The sequence below is a fragment of the Micromonospora sp. NPDC047467 genome, assembly GCF_040643095.1.
Lineage (GTDB): Bacteria > Actinomycetota > Actinomycetes > Mycobacteriales > Micromonosporaceae > Micromonospora.
This window is the reverse complement of the sequence record NZ_JBEYTO010000001.1, coordinates 12273-33043: the sequence shown is the minus strand read 5'-3', so window position 1 is coordinate 33043 and position 20771 is coordinate 12273. Positions and strand designations below refer to the sequence as shown.

The window sequence follows — 20771 nt, the reverse complement described above, 5'->3', positions numbered from 1 at the left end:
CCGCGCACCCTGCCTCTGGACGACATTCCGGAGGGAGAACGTGATGCGACGACGAGGTGCCAGCCGTGTGGCGCTGGCCGCGCTGCTCGGCGTGAACCTGGTCCTGCCGACCCGACCCGAGCCGGTCGCGGCGGCGGGGTTCGTCGAGGCGTACCCGGTCACGGCGGCGGCGATGCGCGCGGCCGGCCCCCCGTACGCGGACTGGGTGGCCGACGGGCGTCGGTTTCTCCTGTTCGACCCGCGCGGCGACGGCCGCGCGGTCGAGGTGCTCGGCGACCTGGCCGTGGCGGACCGGATCGCGGTGCTGGTGCCCGGTGTGGGCAGTACCCTCGCGGACTTCGACCGAGGGCTGGGCGGGGTGGCTCACCGAGCGCCAGCGGTGCAGGCCGGGCAGCTCTATCGGGAGCTGCGGGTGGCCGACCCGGCGGCGCGGGTCGCGGTGCTGGCCTGGCTCGGCTACGACCCGCCCGACGGGGTGCTGAGCGCCGCCGGTGGGGTCAGTGCCCGACGCGGCGCGGCCGGGCTGGTCGGGCTGCTGCGGGAACTGGCCGCGCGCAGCCCGGCGGCGACCATCACGTTGGTCGGGCACAGCTACGGGGCGCTGGTGGTGTCGCTGGCGGCCAGGGAGGCCCCGGCCCAACTCAGCGACGTGGTCACCCTCGGCGGCGTCGGCGCCGGGGTGCAACGCGCCACCGATCTGCGGGGGCGGCGGTTCTGGGCGGCCGAGGCGCCCACCGACTGGATCCGTCGGGTGCCGCCGGTGCGGTTGCCCGGCCTCGGCTTCGGCCGTCGCCCCGGCGACCCGGCGTTCGGCGCCCGGGCGCTGCCGGTGGGCGGGGTGGCCGGGCACGACGGCTACCTCACGCCGGGCAGCGCCACCCTGGTCGCGGTCGCGGCGGTCGTCCTGGGTGCCGAGCGACTCGGAGACGCCCGGTGAGCCGGGACCGTTTCGTCGACGCGCTGCGGGCGTACGCGATCGGCGGGGTGGTGGTGGGGCACTGGCTGGTCACCGGGCTGGTGCTGGCCGACGACGGCGGACTGCACCAGGCCAGCCCGCTGACCGCGCTGCCCGGCCTGGCCCCGTTGACCTGGGTGTTGCAGACGCTCGGGTTGTTCTTCTTCGCCGCCGGGTTCGGCTCGGCCCGGTCGCTGGCCCGCCACCCGGGCGGTGCGGGCGGTTGGCTGGCCCGTCGGCTGCGCCAACTGCTCCTTCCCGCGGTGGCGCTGCTGGGGGTGGGTGCTGCGGTGCTGCTCGCCGCCACCGTCGTCGGCACCCCGGACGACACGCTCACCGTCGCGCTACGGCTGGCGGTCAGCCCGCTGTGGTTCCTGGTGCCGCTGCTCCTCCTGGTCGCGTCGACCGGCCCGCTGCGCGTCGCCGTACACCGGTGGGGGTTGGGGCGCTGCGTCGTACCGGCGGTGGCCGTGGTCGCGCTGGCCGACCTGGCCGTACGTCTGCTGCCGGCCGGCACCGACCTGCCACCGGTCACCGTGGTGGCGGCCTGGGCGGTGCCGTATGTGCTCGGCGTGGCGCACGCCGACGGGCTGCTGACCGATCGGCGGGCGGCCGGAGCGCTGGCCGGTGGTGGGGCCGCCACGCTGGCGGCGCTGCTGGCGCTGGGCTACCCGGTCAGTGCCGTGGGGGTGCCGGGAGCGGGGGTGTCCAACCTGAATCCGCCCTCGCTGCTGGCGGTGGCCCTGGCGGTCACCCAGGTCGGGCTGGCGTTGCTCGCGCGGCCGGTGCTGGAACGGTTGCTGACCCGGTCGCTGCCACACCGGGCGGTGACCGGGGCGAACCGTTCCGCGGTCCGGATCTACCTGTGGCATCAACCGGTGCTGGTGTCGGTGACCGCGCTCACCGCTCGCGTCGGGCTGACCCTGCCGGGGCTGCACACCGCGCCGGACGGCCTGGGCTGGGTGCTGGCCCGCTGTTGCTGGCTGCCGTTGCTCGCCGCCGTGCTGGTCACGGTCGTGCGGGCGGGCCAGCCGGGTCACCCGGGGAAGCGGCGCCAGCCGGGCGGTGGAGGCGTCACCGGCCGGTCGGCCGAGTGCGTCCCGTCGACACCCCAGGTGTACGATCATCGACGTTCCGGCCCGCCCGACTTGCAGGAGGTGATCGCTGTGCGAGATAGCGATCCTCCCAGTCGTGGCCGGGCCGATGGTCAGCCCCGCTGAGCCACGACTCAGTCTGGTGAGCTGACCCCGCTTCGCTCCCCCACCGCCTCGGCCGACGCCGGGGTGCGTGTGCCGCGCCGTCCGACGACCGGACGGTTGCCGGGAGCCGCCCGGTCACGACTTCGTGTGCGCGTCCCCGCCCCCTGCGGTCCGCCCCCGCCTGCGGACCGTCCAGCCGCCACCCGGAGCCGTCCATGAGCCGCTACGTCGCCCCGCTGGGCTTCACCCTCGCCGCCGTCTGGGTGGCCATCGTCTTCGTTCTGGCTGGCGGCGGCCACTGAGCCGGCCGGCCAGCCGCTGAGCCGTGCTGGCCGGCGGCGGTGACCGCCGGCCCACCGGCTCAGAGCATCCGCGACGACCAGAGCAGGCTGAGCGCACCGGCGCAGAGCGCCAGCAACAGCGCGATCCCCGCGTACCACTGGGTCACCTCGCGCGGCTCGGTCCGGAAGCCGATCGAACTGCCCATGTCCTGGTAGACCTGCTTCAACTCGCTCACCGAGGCCGCCTCGTAGAAGTAGCCCTCGGTGGTCTCGGCAAGCTCGGCCAGCGCCAACCGGTCCACCGGCACCCGCTGCAACTGCCCACCGATGTCGACCTGGCCCGTGTCGGTGCCGAACGCGATGGTGGACACCGGCACGTTGGCCGCCTGCGCGGCCGCCGCCGCCTCCTCCACTGCCCGGCCCGAGGTGCGGAACCCGTCGGAGAGCAGCACGATCCGTGCCGGTGGGATGCCCGCCGCGCCATCTGCCGGCACCGACCGGATCGCCTCCAGGCAGGTGAACACCGCCTCACCGGTGGCGGTCGCCTCGGCCAGCACCAGCCCGTCGATCGCGCTGGTCACCGCGTCCCGGTCCTTGCCCGGCGGCACCAGCACGTTGGCCGCCTTGGCGAACGACACCAGACCCAGGTTGTAGCTCTCCGGCAACTCGTTGACGAACTGCTTGGCCGCCTCCTGCGCGGCCTCCAACCGGTTCGGCGCCACGTCGTCGGCCTGCATCGACAGCGACACGTCGATGGCGAGCATCACGGTCGCCCGCTCCAGCGGCTCCTTCCTGTCCACCGCCGGGCGGGCCAGCGCGGTGGCGAGCACCAGCAGGCAGAGCAGGAACGCCGTCGCCGGGACGTGCCGACGCCAGCCGAGCCCCTTCGGTGCCACGGTACGCAGCAGATCCACGTTGGTGAACCGCATCGCGTACGCCCGGCGGTGTAGCTGCCGCCAGACGTAGAACGCGGCGAGGGCGACCACCGGCAGCACAGCCAGCAGCCACCACGGTTGCATGAAACGGATCATCGTGTCGTCCCCCGGGTGCGGGCGTGCCGCTGCGCGGCAACGAAACGCACCATGTCCAGCAGCCAGTCTCGGTCGGTACGCAGACGCAGGTGGGCAGCGCCCGCGCCGCGCAGGGCGGCGGCGATCGCGGCCCGTTGGGCGGCGGCGGCCTCGGCGTAGCGCTGCCGCAGGCGCGGGTCGGCGGTCTGCACCTCGTGCAGCTCACCGCTCTCCGGATCGACCACCGGCAGCACCCCCACGTCGGGCAGCTCCAACTCGCGCGGGTCCACCACCTCAATCGCCAGCACATCGTGCCGGACCCGCAGCTTGCGCATCGGCCGGGCCCACTGCTCGGCCGGCGCGAGGAAGTCCGAGACCACCACGGCGACCCCACGCCGTCGGGGCGGCCGGTTGAGCATCTCGACCAGGGCACCCAGGTCGCCCCGGCCGGGCTGGATAGCGGTGCCGGCGACGGTGCGCAGCAGGCCCTGCGCCTCCTTGCGGCCGGAGCGGGCCGGCAGCCGGGTGAGCACTCCCGGCCCGGCCGGCGGTGGGCCGCCCCGAAACCGGCGGGCCGGGGCGGACGCGCCGCCGCCGGTGCCGATCACCGCGCCGATCCGGTTGCCGCCTCGCACGGTCAGGTGGGCGATGGCGGCTGCGGCGGCCACCACGACCTCACGCTTGAGCCACTGCCCGGTGCCGAAGTCCAGGCTGGCCGAAAGATCCAGCGCCAGCCAGGTCTCCAGTTCCCGGTCGGCGACCGTACGCCGCACGTGCGGTGTCGTGGTCCGGGCGGTGACCGGCCAGTCCATCCGGCGGACGTCGTCGCCGGGGCGGTACTCCCGCGACTCCCCCGCCTCGCTGCCCGGCCCCGGCAGCAGGCCGGCGTAGTCGCCCTGGAGCAGACCGTCGAGCTTGCGGGTGACGAGCAGTTGGAGGCGGGACAGCACCGCCTCGCTGCGGTCGCCGAGGGGGGCGGGACGAGGGGTGGGTGAGGTCACGGCCGCTGCCCGGGCCAGCCGGCACCCGGCGGCGGAACGGTGGACGGGGTGGCCTGCTGCCGGGGTGCGACCGCCGGGAGCGGAATGGTCGACATCACCCGGTGCACGATGTGGTCGGCCGGCACGTCGTCGGCGAGCGCGTCGTAGCTGAGCACCAGCCGGTGCCGCAGGATGTCCGGGGCGATGTCCTGCACGTCCTGCGGGAGCGCGTAGTCCCGGCCGCGCAGCAGAGCCAACGCGCGGGTGGCCCGCACCAGGCCGAGCGAGGCACGCGGGCTGGCCCCGTACTGGATGAGCTGGGCGACGTCGGGCATGCCATGCTCGGCCGGGGTACGGGTGGCCAGCACCAGCCGGACCGCGTAGTCGACAAGCGCGTTGTGCACGAAGACCTGGTCCGCCTTGCGTTGCAGGGCGATCAGGTCGGGTGTGTCGAAGACCGCCGTCGGCTCCGGCGCGCTGACGCCCATCCGGTAGACGATCTCGCGTTCCTCGGCGTCGGTCGGGTAGCCAACCACGATCTTCATGAGGAACCGGTCCCGCTGCGCCTCCGGCAGCGGGTAGACGCCCTCCTGCTCGATCGGGTTCTGGGTGGCCATCACGAGGAACGGGTCGGGCACCCGGTGGCTCTCCCCGCCGATGGACACCTGCCGCTCGCTCATCACCTCCAGCAGCGCCGACTGCACCTTGGCCGGCGCCCGGTTGATCTCGTCGGCGAGCAGGAAGTTGACGAAGACCGGGCCCAGCTCGACGTCGAACTTCTCGCTCGACTGCCGGTAGATCCGGGTGCCCATGATGTCGGCCGGCACCAGGTCCGGGGTGAACTGCACCCGGGCGAAGGACCCGCCGACGACCTTGGCGAGGGTCTCCACGGCCAGGGTCTTTGCCACACCGGGTACGCCTTCGAGCAGGCAGTGACCCCGGGCGAGCAGCGCGACGAACATCCGCTCCACCATCCGGTCCTGCCCGACGATCACCCGTTTGATCTCGAACAGCGCCCTCTCCAACAGGGTGGCGTCCTGCGCGGGCGTGGTCACCGGCGTCGTCACCGCTGCGGGTGTGTCCGGTGCCACCCCGTTCGGCGTCGGGGCATCGGGCGTGGTCGGCTGGGCCACCGGTCCTCCACAGCGTTTGTCGGTCGTCGCGGCTGGTGCGGTATCAAGACTCGCACGCCCGGCTGAGTGTGGAGGTGGGGAGAAGCCGATTTTCGCCGCGCCGTCCCCGGCAACCGAATCGCCCGTCACGGGTGGACACCAACCGGCCCGTGGTGTGTACCATTCATCCCGTCGCCGGGCGGCTCCCCCCGTGGCCGCCCGGCGCTCTAACTTCCGTCCGGCCGCCCTAGACTGGCCGTGATGAGCATCATCCCCTCCCCCGCCGATGAGGCCCTGGTCTGCTCGGCCCGAGGCTGCCGCGCCTCCGCCGTCTGGGCCCTGGAGTGGAACAATCCGCGCCTGCACGACGCCGATCGGCGCAAGACCTGGCTGGCCTGTGCCGAGCACCGGGGCAGTCTCGGTGACTTCCTGGACGCCCGCGGCTTCCTGCGTGCCGTCACTCCGGTGCCCGCATCACCTACCCTCGACATGTGATCCAGCGCAGCGAGCGAACGATGAGGCACAGCAGCGTGGCGTCGCGCGCCGTTGACGAGCGACGTGAGACAGCGCAGGCCGCGCGGAACGGTTCCCGTCGATGAGCGCGGAGGACCGCGTCGACCCCTCGACCTCCCCCGGCCCCACCTCCCCGTCCTGGCCACCCACCCCGGCCGCAGCGCCGCCCGGTGTCCCGCCGCCGCCTGGCGCGTTCCCGGCGCCGGGCACGCTCGGCCCCGAACCCGCCCCGCCGTACGCGTCCTCGCCGGCCCCGTTGCCGCCGAACGCGCTGCCGCCGCCGGGCGCCGGCGCGCTGCCCAACTCCGGTACGCCCGGTCTCCAGACCCCGGGAGGGTCCGGGAGTCGAGGGCCGTTGGAGCCGTGGCCGGACACCGTCCACTGGCAGTCGATCTCCACCGACCTGATCTGGGTGGAGCTGATCCGGCTAGCGATCGTGGTGGCCATCGGGCTGGCGGTGACGGCGATCGGCTGGGCGCTGAGCGGTCACTGGCTGTTCGGGCTCGCCTTCGCCGTCGTGCTGCTGCTCGGCGCATGGCGGGCCACGGCCATCGTCCGCGCGGTGCGGGCCTGGGGGTACGCGGAGCGCGACGACGACCTGCTGGTCCGGCATGGGCTGCTGGTCCGGCGGCTGTCCATCGTCCCGTACTCCCGGATGCAGTTCGTCGACGTGAGCGCCGGCCCGCTGGAACGCGCCTTCGATCTGGCCACCGTGCAGTTGCACACGGCAGCCGCCGCGAGCGACGCCCGGGTGCCGGGGCTGCGCCCGGCGGAGGCGTCCCGGCTGCGCGACCGACTCACCGCGCTCGGCGAGGACCGGGCGGAGGGGCTGTGAACGCCCGAGGGGCCACCCGTCGGCGACACCGAGGGCCGGCCCGATGAGCGACGAGCCGGACACCCAACCATCCGGCGGAGCGCCTCCCGCCGGCCCTCCGCCCTACACCGCCGGGCCGCCCTACGCGCCTCCCTACACCGCCGCGCCGTACGGCTCGGCACCACCGGGCGCGATGCCCCCGGGGTCGGTCCCATACGGCGCGATGCCGCCGGGCTCGGTGCCCCCGGGCTCGGTGCCACCGGGCTCGATGCCTTACGGCGCGGTGCCACCGGGCGCGGTGCCCTACGGCGCAGTGCCGCCGGGCTCGATGCCTTACGGCGCGGTGCCGCCTGGCTCGGTGTACCCCTGGCCGATGCCGCCGGGTGGCGGCGAGCCGCGCCAGCGGCTGCACCCGCTCAGCCCGCTGCTGCACGGCGCCAAGTCGCTGGTCGTGGTGATCGCCGGGCTGTCCTGGTCCACGCTGTCCCGGGTCGGCTTCGGCTGGTTCGCCGCCATGGTGGTGGTCCTGGCGCTCGGTGCGACCGTGCTGTCGGTGGTCAGCTGGTACAACACCGGCTACCACGTGGTGGGCCGCGAACTGCGCGTGTACGAGGGGCTGCTCTGGCGGCGTACCCGTGCGATTCCGCTGGAACGGTTGCAGGCCGTGGAGGTCGTCCGGCCGCTGCTCGCCCAGCTCACCGGCCTGGCCGAGCTCCGCCTGGAGGTGGTCGGCGGGGGCAAGACCGAGGCCCCGCTGGCGTACCTCGGGGTGGCCGACGCGGCCCGGCTACGGGAGCGGCTGCTGGCGCTGGCCGGGCGGGCGGCGCCGCCCGCGGCGGGTGTCACGGCACCCTCGGCGGTCCCGGGGGCGGCACCGCCGACGGCGGCGCCGGGTCGGCCACTGCACGCGGTACGCAACAACAACCTGCTGGTCAGCCAACTACTCACCCCGCAGGCGTTCCTGCTTCCGTTCGGCCTGGCGTTCGTCGTGGTGCAGTTCGCCACCGCCGAGTCGTGGTCGTTCATCGCCGTGGCGAGCACGCTGACCGCGATGGCCGGTGTGCTGCTGCAACCGATCCGCCGGGTCCTCGACGACTGGAACTTCCGGCTGGCCCGCGACGGCGACACGCTACGGGTGCACAACGGTCTGCTGGAGACCCGGGCGCAGACCGTGCCACTGGACCGCGTGCAGACCGTGCGGGCCACCTGGCCGCTGCTCTGGCGGGTCAAGGGCTGGCTGCGGCTGCGCCTGGAGGTGGCCGGGTACTCCATCGCCGAGACCGCCGACCGCAACCGGCCGGACCGGCTGCTGCCGGTCGGTGACCTGCCGACCGCGACGATGATCGTCGCCGAGGTGCTTCCGGGTGTACGCCTCGACGCGCTGGCGCTGAGCCGCCCGCCGTCCCGGGCACGCTGGCTGCACCCACTGGGCCGTGGTGCGCTCGGCGCGGGCCTCTTCGATCGGGTCTTCGCCACCCGATCCGGGCTGCTCACCCGGGAGATGGCGATCGTGCCGTACGCCCGGATCCAGAGCGTGCGGGTCGTGCAGGGGCCGGTGCAGCGCTGGCTGCGGCTGGCAACCGTGCACGCCGACACGGCGGGCGGCTCGGGGGCAGCCGCCGAGGACCGGGACCTAACGGAAGCCTGGGCCCTGGCAGCCGAGTTGACCACCCGAGCACAAGCAGCCCGCCGCCCAACCTAACCCCACCCCGCACCCACCCCGCCCCCGGCCCGCCCGCCCGCCCGGTGATCATGAAGTTAGCGTGCCGACACGCCGACGCGGAGGGCAATAACCTCATGATCACCGCGGGGGGACTGCGGGGGCCGGGTGGGGCGGGGTTAGCGGTCGGCGGGTACCGCTGGGGCTGGGGCTGGCGGATTCGTGATGCTGTCGGGGTCGGTTTGCGGCCCTGGTGGTTCGCTGGCGGCTGGTTTGGCCTCGGCCTTCGGGTGGCGGGCCCGCCACGCCGCCCACCCGCGCTCGGCCAGGCCGACCACCAGGAAGGTCAGCCCGACGTACGCCCAGCCCACCAGCACGTCGATCACATAGTGCTCACCCGAGTAGACCAGGGTGAGGGTCATCGCCAGCGGGTACGCGAACAGCAGCGGCCACCAGCGGCGCCGGGTGGTGGCCAGGAAGAACACCACCACGAACAGCGCCCACGCGGTGTGCAGCGACGGCATCGCGGCCACCGGGTTCGAGGCGATCTGGCCGGCGTTGAGCACGTTGCCGGCGCCGTGCATGCCGAACGCCTTCCAGCCCCGGGTCGAGATCCGGGCGACCTCGGTGAGCAGCCCATTCTGCGCGGCCCACCAGGGCGGGGCGGCCGGATAGATGAAGTAGGTCGCCAGGCCGGCGGCGCAGAGGAACCCCCAGCGCCGCATGTACGCGATCCAGCGACGCCTGTCGCGCAGCCAGAGCACCGTGGCGGCGGCCAGCGCCACCACGAAGTGCGAGAAGTACACCCAGCTCGCCGCGATGTCCCACCACTGCACCTGCGGACGGTAGAAGTGCTCCTGCAACCAGACGGTGGGCACCTCACCGCCGGTGGCCCAGCCGAACATGAACTGGTCGGCGACGATCAGCTCCATGGCGTGCGGGGTGGCGCCGTTGTCGGCGAACCCGCGCGAGAGGTTGTACGCGGCCAGCAGCAGCACCACCGGCACCCAGTCCCGGGCGAAGCGCAGGTGGCTGCGCCACGGTCGGTCGCTGTTCCAGGCGATGGTTCCGGCCCAGATCCACACGAAGGCGTACGTCGGGTCGGTGGGCAGCCCGATCGCCAGCCAGGCGGTGACGAAGGCGACCGCCCATATCGTCATGGCGACAACGCGCCGACGGCCCCCGTCCGGGGACGCGGGCGGGTCGGTCCGGGCGGGGGGCTGGGGGTCAGTCACGACGGCCATCGCGGTCAAGGTTAACGACGGCGGTGGCATCGACCGACGGCGACCACCCGGCGAAGCCGTGCCCAGGTGGGAGGCGGTCGGTGTCGGGATCCCCGGGCAGGCGCTCGGCGGGCACGGTGAGCACCTAGGCTGACGACCATGCAGGAGCAGCCCGAGTCGGCCTTCGCGCCGGGTCTGACCGCCCAGGTCGAGTTGACCGTCACCGACGCGGACACCGCCCAGGCGGTCGGTTCCGGGGACGTACCGGTGCTGGGCACACCGCGGGTGCTCGCGCTGGCCGAGGCGGCGACCGTCGCGGCCACAGCGACCGGGATGCCGTCCGGATCGACAACGGTGGGCACCCGGGTCGAGCTGGAGCACCTCGCGCCGACCGTGGTGGGCCGCACGGTGCGGGCGCAGGCTCTGCTGGTGGCAGTCGATGGTCGCCGGCTGTCGTTCGACGTCACTGTCAGCGACGGTGACCAGACGGTGGCGCGGGGCCGGGTGGACCGGATCATGGTGGATCGGCAACGCTTCGTCGACCGCGCCGGGCGGGCGTCGTGAGCGGCGGGTTCGTCGAGGTCGCCGATCGGGTGCACGTGCTGTGTGAGCCGCTGCTGCGGATCAACGTGACGCTGGTCATCGGCGACGACGAGGCGCTGCTGGTGGACACCCTGTCCTCGGCCGCGCAGGCCACCGAGCTGGCCACGGCCGTCCGGGCGGTCACCGACCGTCCGCTGACCCTGGTCAACACCCACCACCACTACGACCACTGCTTCGGCAACGCCGTCCTGGCCGGCGATCCCCCCCGCCCGGTGTACGCACACGAGCGGGCCGCCGAGGCCCTGCGCGACGAGCCGGAGCGGCTGCGCCGGGAGGCGTACGACGAGGTGCGCGTAGAGCATCCGGGGCTCGCCGCCGAGCTGGCCGACACGCCGCTGCTCGCCCCGACGCACACCGTGCACACCGAGACGGCGCTCGACCTGGGCGGCCGGCGGGTGCTGCTGCGGCATCCGGGGCGGGGGCACACCGACGCCGATCTGGTGGTGCACGTTCCGGACGTGGACGTGCTGGTCGCCGGGGATCTGGTGGAGCAGAGTGGTCCGCCCGCCTTCGAGGACGCGTACCCCCTGCAATGGCCGGACGCGGTCGCGGACCTGCTGCGGCTGACGACCGCGCGCACGGTGGTGGTGCCGGGTCACGGCGAGCCGGTCGATGTCGGCTTCGTCCGCGCGCAGCACGCCGAGCTGGCGAAGCTGGCCTGGCTGATCCGGGCCGCGCACACCGGCGGCGCCCCGCCGGAGCGGGTGGCCGCCGAGGCGCCGTTCGGCGCCCGCGCCGCCCTCACCGCAGCCCGCCGCGGCTACCGCGAGCTGAACGGCGCGATCTGAGGGCCCACCCCACCCCGTCGATCTTGCACTTGCTGCCCCCGCAAAAGCGGCAGAAAGAGTCAAAGCCCCGACCGAAACTGCAAGATCGACGCTTGCGAGGGGTGCGGGGGTGGGGTGCGGTTAGGGCTTGTAGCGGCGCTTTACGTCGGCGCGGGTGGGCATGGCGGTGGCGCCGCCGGGTGACTCGCAGACCAGGCCCGCCACCCGCAGCGCGAACGCCACCCGCTCGACCCAGCCGTCCGGGCCGCCTGGTTCGCCGTCGGCAAGCAGGTCGGCGATCAGCGCGGCCAGCACCGAGTCACCGGCGCCGGTGGTGTCGACGGCGTTGACCCTGGGTGCCGGCACCCGCACCGGGTCGGCGCCGGCGGCGGCCAGCACCGCACCGTCCGCGCCCAGCGTCACGACCACCGTGGCGGCGCCCAGCTCCCGCAGGTACGCGGCGACGCCCTCGACCGGCTCGCCGGGGTACAGCAGGTCGGCGTCGGCGGTGCTCAGCTTGACCAGGTGCGCGCCGGCGGCGAACTCGGCCACCACCGCGCGCAGCCCGTCCAGCGCGGCCGGACCGTCCAGCAGCCGGGGGCGCACGTTCGGGTCGAAGACCCGCAGCCCGGTGGCGAGCGACCAGGCCCGGCGGGCGGCGGCGAGGGTGCCCGGTTGCAGCAGCACCACCGAGCCGCAGGAGAGCACGTCGGCGCCCTCCAGCAGCGCCAGGTCCAGGTCGTCGGCGTCGAGCAGGCCGTAGGAGGGCGGCTGCCCGTAGAAGCGGAAGTCGGGCTCCGGGCCGGCGAAGGTGACCACCGCGAGCGTGGTCGGCGCCGGCACGGTGACCACGCCGGCCAGCCCGACGCCGACGGTGGTGAGGAAGTCGCGGATCCGCCCGGCGAGCACGTCGTCGCCGAGTGAACCGACGAACTGCGCCCGGCCGCCGAGCCGAGCCACGCCGACGGCGACGTTGAGCGGCCCGCCGCCGATCGCCTGCCGGTAGACCCGCTCCCCGTCCCGTTCGGTGTCGAGCAGGTCGACGAGCGCCTCACCGAGCACCACCGCGTACCCCATCCCGGTCCCTTCCCGGTCGTCAGCCGCCGAAACGGTCGGCGCGGCACCAGGCTGGCACAGCGCGCGGGCCGATGGGCGGCGAAGGCGCGGTACCGGTCAGCCCGGGTGGTGGATCGGTCCGCCGAGCGCGGACAGCGGGCGGCCGCTACCGCCCCAGCGGGCCGCGACGATCTGCGCGGCCACGCTCACCGCGGTCTCCTCCGGCGTACGTCCGCCGAGGTCCAGCCCGATCGGCGAGGCGAGCCGGTCGAGCTGCTCCGGGCCGAGTCCCGCCTCGCGCAGCAGCTTGTGCCGCTCGTCGTGGGTGCGCCGCGATCCCATCGCGCCCACGTACGCCAGTGGTTGGCGCAGCGCCAGCGCGAGCAGCGGCACGTCGAACTTCGGGTCGTGGGTGAGCACGCAGACGACGGTCCGGGAATCGACCCGGCCGGCGTCCACCTCCGTCCGCAGGTAGCGGTGCGGCCACTGGACGACCACCTCGTGCGCCTCCGGGAAGCGTCGACTGGTGGCGAAGACCGGCCGGGCGTCGCAGACGGTCACCCGGTAGCCGAGGAACGCGCCGATCCGGGCCACGGCGGCGGCGAAGTCGATCGCCCCGAAGACGATCATCCGGGGTGCGGTGACGTACGCGGTGACGAAGAGGCTGAGGCCGGCACCCCGGCGCTGCCCCTGGTGGCCGTAGCGGAGCACGCCACTGTGCCCGGCGGCGAGCAGCCCGAGCGCGTCGGCGGTGGCCGCGTCGTCGAGCCGGTCGTCGCCGAGCGAACCGGTCACCCGCTGCCCGGTCAGCACCAGCCGTCGGCCCAGTCGCCGGGCCGGGTCGCTCGGCGCCGCGCCCGGGGTGTCGTCGGCGTCGACGGCCACGCAGGTGACGATCGCCGCCGGGTCGCCGGCCTGTCGCGCGGCGGCGACCGTGTCCAGGGCCGCGAGGTCGGCGTCGTCGACCCGTTCCACGTACACGTCCAGCATCCCGCCGCAGGTCAGACCGATGGCGTACGCGTCGTCGTCGCTGACGCCGTAGTGGATCAGCTCGGGTACGCCGGTGTCGAGCACGTGGCGAGCGCGCTCGTAGAGGTCCGCCTCGACGCAGCCACCGGAGACGCTGCCGGTGACCGTGCCGTCGGCGGCCACCAGCATCGCGGCGCCGGGCGGCTGCGGCGCGGACCGCCAGGTGCCCACGACGGTGGCCAGAGCGACCTTTTCGCCTGCCCGGCAGCGGCGGTGCATCTCGTCGAACACGTCGGGCACGCGCTGCCGCCCCTTTCGTCTCGTCGCGGTCCGGTCGACCCTGCCGGCCCTCCCGACCGGGCGGCCACCGTCGCCATGAGCGACCGAATCATCACTATATGGGGGTGGTGTCGGCGGGGCCGGAGGATGAGCCGTCGCGGCTCTGCGTGCCCACTGTTTGGCGCATCGAGGATCGGCTATTGCATGGCGGCCGGGTGGCGTGATGGGATGACGCGTACCGAGCGGTGCGAAGGGCTGTCGCACCGCCGCTTGCCGGGTTGTGTGACGCGAGGGCACCGGTCCCAGAACAGGACCGTTGATGGCGCGTGTCCGCCGGCCGATCCCTGCGCCGGGCGCATCGCCATCACCGTGAACGTCGCATCGGCGCATCAGCGCAGCGATGCGACCAGGCCACATCCCACCCGATTGCGGCGGGGCGGCTCGGGCGGCACGCCTCGCGAGCAAGGAGAACCCGTGAACCGTTCCCGTACGGCCGCGTTGCTCACCGCGGCCGTGACCCTCGCGCTGGGCGCCGTCGCCCTGGCGTCCACTCCGGAGCCAGCCGCCGCGCACGGCGCGGCCATGACCCCGGGCAGCCGCACCTTCCTGTGCTGGCAGGACGGCCTCAGCCAGACCGGTGAGATCAGGCCGAACAACCCCGCGTGCTCCGCAGCCGTGGCGCAGAGCGGGGCCAACTCGCTCTACAACTGGTTCAGCGTGCTTCGCTCGGACGCCGGCGGTCGGACCACCGGCTTCATCCCGGACGGGCAGCTGTGCAGTGGTGGCAACTCCGGTTACCGGGGTTACGACCTGGCCCGCACCGACTGGCCGTTGACCCACCTGACGGCCGGTGCGCGGATGGACTTCCGGTACAGCAACTGGGCGCACCACCCGGGCACCTTCTACTTCTACGTGACGAAGAACAGCTGGAGCCCGACCCGGGCGCTGGCCTGGAGTGACCTGGAGGAGCAGCCGTTCCTCACGGTTACCAACCCGCCGCAGCGCGGCAACGTCGGCACCAACGACGGGCACTACTACTTCAGCGGCAACCTGCCGTCGGGTAAGAGCGGCCGGCACCTCATCTACTCCCGCTGGGTGCGCTCGGACTCGCAGGAGAACTTCTTCGGCTGCTCCGACGTGACCTTCGACGGTGGCAACGGTCAGGTGACAGGTGTGGGCCCGGGCGGCACGCCGCCCCCGACCACCGCCCCGCCGACGACTGCCCCGCCGACCACTGCCCCGCCGACGACTGCCCCGCCGACCACCGCCCCGCCGACGACTGCCCCGCCGACCACCCCGCCGCCGACCGGCGGTGACTGCATGGCGGTCTACAAGGTCGTCAGCGCCTGGCAGGGCGGCTTCCAGGGCGAAGTCATGATCATGAACCACAGCAGTAGGGCGTACAACGGCTGGACCGCGAGCTGGACCTGGCCCAACGGGCAGTCCATCAGCCAGATCTGGGGTGCCACACAGACCTCGTCCGGCTCGTCGGTGACGGCCACGAACGTCGCGTACAACGGCACGATCGCACCGGAGGGCACCACGACCTTCGGCTTCCTGGCCAGCACCAGCGGCACCAACGGCCTACCGACGGTCAGCTGCTCAGGCCGCTGACCCCCTGAAACGACCAAGAGGTTTGCGTCACCGGAACTCCTCCGGCTGGCGCAAACCTCTTGGTCGACAAGGGTCGGGTCAGCGCACCATGGACCCGACGACGGGCTTGGTGAGCAGGGCCGACTGGTTGCGCTGGATGCCCGGGTCGAGAGTCTTGGCCACGAAGATCGCGTGCCAGATGCAGAAGATCAACACCGTCCACACCTTGCGGGAGTGGTCGGCCTCCTCCCGCTTGTGCTCGTCGAGCAGCCGCAACGCGTACGACAGGTCGAGCAGGTCACCCGCGCCCGAGGTGCTCAACACGTGCCGCGCCCACTCGTACATCTCGCCGCGCAGCCAGACCCGGGTGGGGGTCGGGAAGCCCAGCTTCTTGCGGTTGACGATGGCCGGCGGGACGACACCCTGCAACGCCTGACGCATCGCGTACTTGGTGGCGTCCGAGCGCGGCGGCAGCTTGAGGTCCACCGGGATCTTCGCCGCGACGTCGAAGACCTCACGGTCGAGGAACGGCACCCGCACCTCCAGCGAGTGCGACATCGAGATCCGGTCGGCCTTGACCAGGATGTCCCCGCGCAGCCAGGTGTAGAGGTCGACGTACTGCATCTTGGTGACGTCGTCCAGCTCGGTGCACTCGGCGTAGATCGGCGCGGTCACGTCGGTGTAGCGCACCGAGGGGTCGTAGCGACGCAGCAGGTGCTGCTTCTCCTCCTCGGTGAACATCCGGGCGTTGCCGTAGTAGCGCTCCTCGATCGGGGTGGTGCCGCGCTCCAGGAAGCTCTTGCCCTTGACCCCCTGCGGGATCGCCTTGGAGACGGCACGCAGGCCCTTCTGCACGCCGCCGGGCAGGCCGTTGACGGTGCCGAGCGACAGCGGCTCGCGGTAGATCGTGTAACCCCCGAAGAACTCGTCGGCGCCCTCACCGGAGAGCACCACCGTGACGTGCTCGGCGGCCTTCTTCGCCACGAAGTAGAGCGGCACCAGCGCCGGGTCCGCCACCGGGTCGTCCAGGTGCCAGACGATCTTCGGCAGCGCGTCGATCATGTCCTGCGGACCGATCTTGGTGGGGATGGTGGTGACGTCCAGGTGCCGGGCCGACTCCTGCGCGACGTCGATCTCCGAATATCCCGGTACGTCGTAACCGACCGTGAAGGTGAGGATGTTCGGGTTGAACTCCCGGGCCAGCGCGACCACCGCCGTGGAGTCGATGCCGCTGGACAGGAACGAGCCGACCGGCACGTCGGAGCGCATGTGCATACGCACGCTCTCGCGCAGTGTCTCCCGGATCTCGTGGTAGAGCTTCTGCTCGTCGTCGACCGGCGCGGGCCGGAACACCGGCCGGTACCACCGGCGTACGTCGATCCGCGCGCCCGGCGTCCAGGTCAGGTACTCGCCGGAGCCGATCCGGTTGATGCCCTTGTGCAGGGTGCCGGGCTCGGGGACGTACTGCAGGGTCAGGTAGTGGCTGAGGTTGGCCGCGTCGACACCCGCGTCGCCCTGGTAGCTGCTGTGCGCGAACGGCAACAGCGCCTTCTTCTCCGATGCCAGGTAGAGCCCGTCGGCGGTCTCCAGGTAGTGCAGGGGCTTGATGCCGAAGTAGTCGCGGGCACCGAACGCGCGCCGCTCCTGCCGGTCCCAGATGACGAAGGCGAACATGCCGCGCAGCCGGGTGAGCACCTGCTCGCCCCAGAAGTGGTAGCCCGCCACGATCACCTCGCCGTCACCGGCGGTGGCGAACTGCGCCCCGAAGTTCCTGATCAACTCCTCGCGCAGCTCGATGTAGTTGTAGATCTCACCGTTGAAGGTGAGCAGGTAACGGCCGTTCGCGTAGGGCAGTGGCTCGTGACTCGACGCGACGTCGATGATGGCGAGCCGCTTGTGGGCGAACACTCCGTCCGCGTACCGGCCGGAGGCGTCGCCGACCACCTCGACCCCTGTCTCGTCGGGGCCGCGGTGGTGCAGGCATTCCAACGCTCCGGCGATGTGGTCGCGGTGCGCGGCGGCGTTGCCGTTCGCGCTGAAGAAGGCCAGAAGTCCGCACATGGTGGTCATCTTCCCACGCGGTCCCCCGGCCCGTCGCAGCCGTCCGTCGATCCGGAGCGCTCCCGGGGGGCTCCAACGCGAACCGGGTGCGCGGTACCGTCGGGACCAGCAATGACGCGGAGGGAGCGGGGCAATGACCGAGGGACGCACCGACGGTACGCCGACAGACGGTACGGAATCGCACGATCCGGACTTCCCGGAGGCGTTCCTGTCCTTCATGCGGCAGGGCTGGCAGGACACCGAACTGCCGGTGACGCCCCGACCGGAGGCCCCCAACTACGCGAAGCGGCGTGCCGCTCTCTCGGCGGCCTTCCCCGGCGAGACGCTGGTGATCCCGACCGGCCCCGAGAAGGTCCGGGCCAACGACACCGGCTACCCGTTCCGGCCGGGCAGCGACTTCGCCTACCTGACCGGTGACCACGACCCGGACAGCGTGCTGGTGCTGCGCCCGAACGGCTCGGGGCACGACGCCACGCTGTACATGCGGCCCCGCTCCTCACGGGAGACTGACGAGTTCTTCCGCAGCCGGCACGGCGAGCTGTGGGTGGGCCGACGGCACACGCTCAGCGAGAAGTCCACCGAGCTGGGCCTGCCCACCGCCGACCTGACCGGTCTGGAGGCCGCGCTGGCCGACCTGGCGCCCGGTCGCACCCGGGTGCTGCGCGGGTTCGACGCCGAGGTGGACGCGGCAGTCCACCCGTACGACGGGGTCCGTGTCGAGGGGCAGCCGCCGCGCGACCGGGAGCTGGCGATCGCCATCTCGGAGCAGAAGCTGGTCAAGGACGAGTGGGAGATCGGCCAGCTCCAGGACGCCATCGACGCCACCGTGCGCGGCTTCGAGGACGTGGCCCGCATCCTGCCGGCGGACCGCGCCGTCTCGGAGCGGCTGTTGGAGGGGATCTTCGCGCTGCGGGCCCGGCACGACGGCAACGACGTCGGGTACAGCTCGATCGTCGGCGCCGGCGAGCACGCCACGATCCTGCACTGGGTGCACAACCACGGCGCCACCCGTCCGGGTGACCTGCTGCTGATGGACATGGGCGTCGAGGGGCGCAACCTCTACACCGCCGACGTGACGCGGGTGGTGCCGGTGAGCGGCCGGTTCACCGCCCTGCAACGCCAGGTCTACGACATCGTGTACGCCTCCCAGCAGGCCGGCATCGACGCGATCCGGCCCGGCGTGAAGTTCAAGGACGTCCACCTGACCTGCATGCGGGTGCTCGCCGAGGGTCTGTCCGACCTGGGTCTGCTGCCGGTGAGCGTGGACGAGGCCATGGACGAGAAGTCCTCGGTCTACCGCCGGTGGACGCTGCACGGTTTCGGCCACATGCTCGGCATCGACGTGCACGACTGCTCGAACGCCCGTAAGGAGAGCTACCGCGACGGCGCCCTGGGCGAGGGCTACGTGCTCACCGTCGAGCCGGGGCTGTACTTCCAGCCGGAGGACGAGCTGGTCCCCGCCGAGCTGCGCGGCGTCGGCGTCCGCATCGAGGACGACGTGCTGGTCACCGCGACCGGCGCGGTGAACCTGTCGGCCGGCCTGCCGCGTACGGCCGACGAGGTGGAGACGTGGCTGGCCGAGCAGCGTGAGGCGGGCCCGCGCCTGCCTGGCTGACGCAGCACCGCACGACACCGACGGCGGACCTCGCCGCCGGGCCGCGACGTTTCGACGTCCGCGCGCCCGGCGTCGGGGTCCGTCGGTGTTTGTGCTGGCCACGCCATTCCTACCGGGCCGACACACCTGCCCTGCCCTGAGGCGAATGCGTGGGTTTCTCAGATAAGTCCGCATCGCGAAGATGGTTCTCATACGGTGGGGATCAGAGGCTGCAACCGATTTGTAGCTGGTCGTGGCGCCTCGGGCGGTGCGACCCCGTCTGATAGCAGGAAAGGGCGGAAGGCTCTGATGTCCAACGAGGTAACGAGTACCGACGGCGGGGCCTCGACAGCTCCGCCGACACGACGACGGCGAGCGCTCTGGGTCGCCGGCGTGGCCGGGCTGACCGGCGTCGTGGGCCTGGCGGCCCTCGGCGGCGTGGCCGCCCGGGACGACAAGCCCAGCTCCGACCGCGTGTCCGACGCGCAGTCGTCGACCAACCAGCAGCCTGTCAGCGACGCTGGCGAGAAGGCCGACGGCGCCAAGGAGAGCGGCGGCCAGGACGACGAGTGGAGCGGCGACGGCTGGAGCGGCTCCGACGACCGGTCCGCCCGGGACGGCAAGCGCGACGACAAGGAGCGCACGAGCCAGGTGCCCTGCGACTCCGACAAGCTGATCCAGGCGATCGTCTTCGCCAACAGCCAGCACGGCGGCACGCTGGAACTGGCCAAGGGCTGCACCTACAACCTGACCCGCAACGACTACGAGGGCAACGGCCTTCCGGTGATCACCCAGGCCATCACGCTCAAGGGCGACCACACGACCATCGGTCGCGATGCCACCGCCGACTACTTCCGCATCCTCAACGTCGGCCCGGGTGGGCACCTCACCCTCAAGGGCCTGAGCATCAAGGGCGGGCAGACCATCCAGCGGGCGATGACGCTGGAACCGGCGACGGTCTGGGCGCCGTACTCGGCCTCGGTCCGCAGCACAGTGGCGGCCAAGCCGGCAGCGGCCGCCGCAACCGCACCGGGCGCGGCAGCCAAGCCGGCAGCGGCAGAGGCCAAGCCGGCCGCGACGGCGGCGGCGACGGAGGCCAAGCCGGCAGCGGCGACGACGGCCAAGCCGGCGACGGCAGAGGCCAAGCCGGCCGCGGCCGCGGAGGCGGCCAAGCCAGCCACGGTGGCAGCGGCGCCGACCGTGACCCCGTTGGTGGAGGAGCCCGGGTTCAACGACGGCGCCGGGGTGCTGGTGCAGCCCGGTGGTCGAGCGGAGATCCTGGACAGCGAACTGCTCTACAACCAGTCCGGCGGCAACGGCGGCGGGTTGGCCAACTTCGGCGCCGCCAAGCTCAGCAAGAGCACCGTGGCGCACAACACCGCGTTCCTGCACGGCGGCGGCATCTTCAACGCCGGTGTGCTCCAGGTCGACGAGTCGAAGGTCAAGGACAACACCGCGATCATCGGCGGTGGCGGCATCGCCAACGGCGCGGCCGGGATCTTCACCAAGGACGTCGACGGCGGTTCCGTCTGGGTCTACAAGAGCGAGATCACCGACAACAAGACGCTCGGCTTCGGCGGCGGCGTCCTGGACGTCGGGGGCACCACGACCCTGCACGACACGACGGTCAATGACAACGCCGCGCTTCTCGCCGGCGGCGGCGTCGCGGTGGCCGACAGCCAGCTCACCCTCAAGCACGCCACGGTGGCCAAGAACAGCACCGCTGGTGTGGGTGGCGGTGTGGCCGTGGCCTTCGACAGCACCGCGACCGTGGAGAACAGCGCGATCAAGGACAACACCGCCGGGTTCTTCGGCGCCGGCCTCTTCAACGAGGACAGCGTCACCACCCTGCGCGACAGCGAGGTGGTGGGCAACCGGGCCTTCGGTCCGTTCGCTCGCGGCGGCGGCATCTACAACACCGACAGGGGCGAGGTCTCCCTGAGCCGGACGACTGTGGCGCACAACTTCGCCACCCTCCCGCCCGGCGGGATCTTCAACCAGCTGGGCAGCACCGTGACGCTGGACGACAAGTCCGCGGTGACCGCCAACCGCCCCACCAACTGCGTCAACGTTCCGGACTGCTTCGCCTGACCGGGCGGGGC

17 protein-coding genes are annotated in these 20771 nt (G+C 72.7%); 10 read left to right on the top strand and 7 right to left on the bottom strand.

All coding sequences use genetic code 11. The features are described 5' to 3' along the window. Positions 1-43: 43 nt before the first annotated feature. Positions 44-937: an alpha/beta hydrolase gene (locus ABZ780_RS00130; protein WP_357012460.1), complete on the top strand. Its 894-nt coding sequence runs from the start codon at positions 44-46 to the stop codon at positions 935-937. Further along, complete coding sequence (locus ABZ780_RS00125; protein WP_357482568.1) at positions 934-2175, top strand: acyltransferase family protein; 1242 nt, start codon at positions 934-936, stop codon at positions 2173-2175. The genes ABZ780_RS00130 and ABZ780_RS00125 overlap by 4 nt, the downstream gene beginning before the upstream one ends. Before the next feature lie 340 nt (positions 2176-2515). Here ABZ780_RS00125 and ABZ780_RS00120 read toward each other — a convergent pair whose 3' ends face one another. The 3 genes from ABZ780_RS00120 to ABZ780_RS00110 are packed head-to-tail and all read right to left on the bottom strand — an operon-like array spanning position 2516 to position 5558. After that, positions 2516-3466, bottom strand: coding sequence for a VWA domain-containing protein (locus ABZ780_RS00120; protein ID WP_357012458.1), 951 nt, complete (start codon positions 3464-3466; stop codon positions 2516-2518). Next, positions 3463-4464 carry a DUF58 domain-containing protein gene (locus ABZ780_RS00115; RefSeq protein ID WP_357484024.1) on the bottom strand — a complete coding sequence of 334 codons (1002 nt, stop codon included), beginning with the start codon at positions 4462-4464 and terminating at the stop codon, positions 3463-3465. Before ABZ780_RS00115 ends, ABZ780_RS00120 begins: the two co-directional genes overlap by 4 nt. After that, complete coding sequence (locus ABZ780_RS00110) at positions 4443-5558, bottom strand: MoxR family ATPase (protein ID WP_357012457.1); 1116 nt, start codon at positions 5556-5558, stop codon at positions 4443-4445. The genes ABZ780_RS00115 and ABZ780_RS00110 overlap by 22 nt, the downstream gene beginning before the upstream one ends. A gap of 240 nt (positions 5559-5798) precedes the next feature. Between ABZ780_RS00110 and ABZ780_RS00105 the strand changes: the two genes are divergently transcribed. From ABZ780_RS00105 to ABZ780_RS00095, 3 genes are all read left to right on the top strand, one after another. Further along, positions 5799-6032: a hypothetical protein gene (locus ABZ780_RS00105; RefSeq protein ID WP_357012456.1), complete on the top strand. Its 234-nt coding sequence runs from the start codon at positions 5799-5801 to the stop codon at positions 6030-6032. Positions 6033-6345: 313 nt separating this feature from the next. Continuing rightward, on the top strand, positions 6346-6885 hold the full coding sequence (locus ABZ780_RS00100) for a PH domain-containing protein (RefSeq protein WP_357012585.1): 540 nt from the start codon (positions 6346-6348) through the stop codon (positions 6883-6885). Positions 6886-7237: 352 nt separating this feature from the next. Beyond that, positions 7238-8566, top strand: coding sequence for a PH domain-containing protein (locus ABZ780_RS00095; RefSeq protein ID WP_357484021.1), 1329 nt, complete (start codon positions 7238-7240; stop codon positions 8564-8566). Between the two features lie 137 nt (positions 8567-8703). On the opposite strand, the gene ABZ780_RS00090 is transcribed toward ABZ780_RS00095, so the two are convergent. Next, a complete protein-coding gene (locus ABZ780_RS00090) occupies positions 8704-9768 on the bottom strand; it encodes a phosphatase PAP2 family protein (protein ID WP_357482564.1) in 1065 nt (354 codons plus the stop codon). 138 nt (positions 9769-9906) lie between these two features. Here ABZ780_RS00090 and ABZ780_RS00085 point away from each other — a divergent pair, with 138 nt between their 5' ends. Together ABZ780_RS00085 and ABZ780_RS00080 are read left to right on the top strand one after the other, a co-directional pair. Beyond that, a complete protein-coding gene (locus tag ABZ780_RS00085) occupies positions 9907-10311 on the top strand; it encodes a hotdog domain-containing protein (protein WP_357482560.1) in 405 nt (134 codons plus the stop codon). Continuing rightward, a complete protein-coding gene (locus ABZ780_RS00080; protein WP_357482557.1) occupies positions 10308-11138 on the top strand; it encodes an MBL fold metallo-hydrolase in 831 nt (276 codons plus the stop codon). Before ABZ780_RS00085 ends, ABZ780_RS00080 begins: the two co-directional genes overlap by 4 nt. 120 nt (positions 11139-11258) lie before the next feature. Here the strand turns inward: ABZ780_RS00080 and ABZ780_RS00075 are convergent, their stop codons facing one another. Both ABZ780_RS00075 and ABZ780_RS00070 read right to left on the bottom strand, forming a co-directional pair. After that, complete coding sequence (locus ABZ780_RS00075; RefSeq protein ID WP_357482555.1) at positions 11259-12194, bottom strand: PfkB family carbohydrate kinase; 936 nt, start codon at positions 12192-12194, stop codon at positions 11259-11261. 96 nt (positions 12195-12290) lie between these two features. Then, on the bottom strand, positions 12291-13442 hold the full coding sequence (locus ABZ780_RS00070) for an XdhC family protein (protein ID WP_357482552.1): 1152 nt from the start codon (positions 13440-13442) through the stop codon (positions 12291-12293). Between the two features lie 453 nt (positions 13443-13895). Here ABZ780_RS00070 and ABZ780_RS00065 point away from each other — a divergent pair, with 453 nt between their 5' ends. After that, entirely contained in the window at positions 13896-15035 is a 1140-nt protein-coding gene (locus ABZ780_RS00065) for a lytic polysaccharide monooxygenase (protein ID WP_357012448.1), read from the top strand. A gap of 78 nt (positions 15036-15113) precedes the next feature. Here the strand turns inward: ABZ780_RS00065 and asnB are convergent, their stop codons facing one another. Then, positions 15114-17075: an asparagine synthase (glutamine-hydrolyzing) gene (gene asnB / locus ABZ780_RS00060; RefSeq protein WP_357012447.1), complete on the bottom strand. Its 1962-nt coding sequence runs from the start codon at positions 17073-17075 to the stop codon at positions 15114-15116. 133 nt (positions 17076-17208) lie between these two features. Here asnB and ABZ780_RS00055 point away from each other — a divergent pair, with 133 nt between their 5' ends. Both ABZ780_RS00055 and ABZ780_RS00050 read left to right on the top strand, forming a co-directional pair. After that, a complete protein-coding gene (locus ABZ780_RS00055; RefSeq protein WP_357012446.1) occupies positions 17209-18690 on the top strand; it encodes an aminopeptidase P family protein in 1482 nt (493 codons plus the stop codon). Between the two features lie 288 nt (positions 18691-18978). Continuing rightward, positions 18979-20760 carry a right-handed parallel beta-helix repeat-containing protein gene (locus tag ABZ780_RS00050; RefSeq protein WP_357482549.1) on the top strand — a complete coding sequence of 594 codons (1782 nt, stop codon included), beginning with the start codon at positions 18979-18981 and terminating at the stop codon, positions 20758-20760. Positions 20761-20771: the final 11 nt, after the last annotated feature.

What these genes read in the sequence shown, in the direction of transcription:
- ABZ780_RS00130 (WP_357012460.1), top strand. Translation starts at nt 44, where the DNA reads ATGCGACGACGAGGTGCCAGCCGTGTGGCGCTGGCCGCGCTGCTCGGC.
- ABZ780_RS00120 (WP_357012458.1), bottom strand. Translation starts at nt 3,466, where the DNA reads ATGATCCGTTTCATGCAACCGTGGTGGCTGCTGGCTGTGCTGCCGGTG.
- ABZ780_RS00105 (WP_357012456.1), top strand. Translation starts at nt 5,799, where the DNA reads ATGAGCATCATCCCCTCCCCCGCCGATGAGGCCCTGGTCTGCTCGGCC.
- ABZ780_RS00095 (WP_357484021.1), top strand. Translation starts at nt 7,238, where the DNA reads ATGCCGCCGGGTGGCGGCGAGCCGCGCCAGCGGCTGCACCCGCTCAGC.
- ABZ780_RS00090 (WP_357482564.1), bottom strand. Translation starts at nt 9,768, where the DNA reads ATGGCCGTCGTGACTGACCCCCAGCCCCCCGCCCGGACCGACCCGCCC.
- ABZ780_RS00085 (WP_357482560.1), top strand. Translation starts at nt 9,907, where the DNA reads ATGCAGGAGCAGCCCGAGTCGGCCTTCGCGCCGGGTCTGACCGCCCAG.
- ABZ780_RS00075 (WP_357482555.1), bottom strand. Translation starts at nt 12,194, where the DNA reads ATGGGGTACGCGGTGGTGCTCGGTGAGGCGCTCGTCGACCTGCTCGAC.
- asnB (WP_357012447.1), bottom strand. Translation starts at nt 17,075, where the DNA reads ATGTGCGGACTTCTGGCCTTCTTCAGCGCGAACGGCAACGCCGCCGCG.
- ABZ780_RS00055 (WP_357012446.1), top strand. Translation starts at nt 17,209, where the DNA reads ATGACCGAGGGACGCACCGACGGTACGCCGACAGACGGTACGGAATCG.
- ABZ780_RS00050 (WP_357482549.1), top strand. Translation starts at nt 18,979, where the DNA reads ATGTCCAACGAGGTAACGAGTACCGACGGCGGGGCCTCGACAGCTCCG.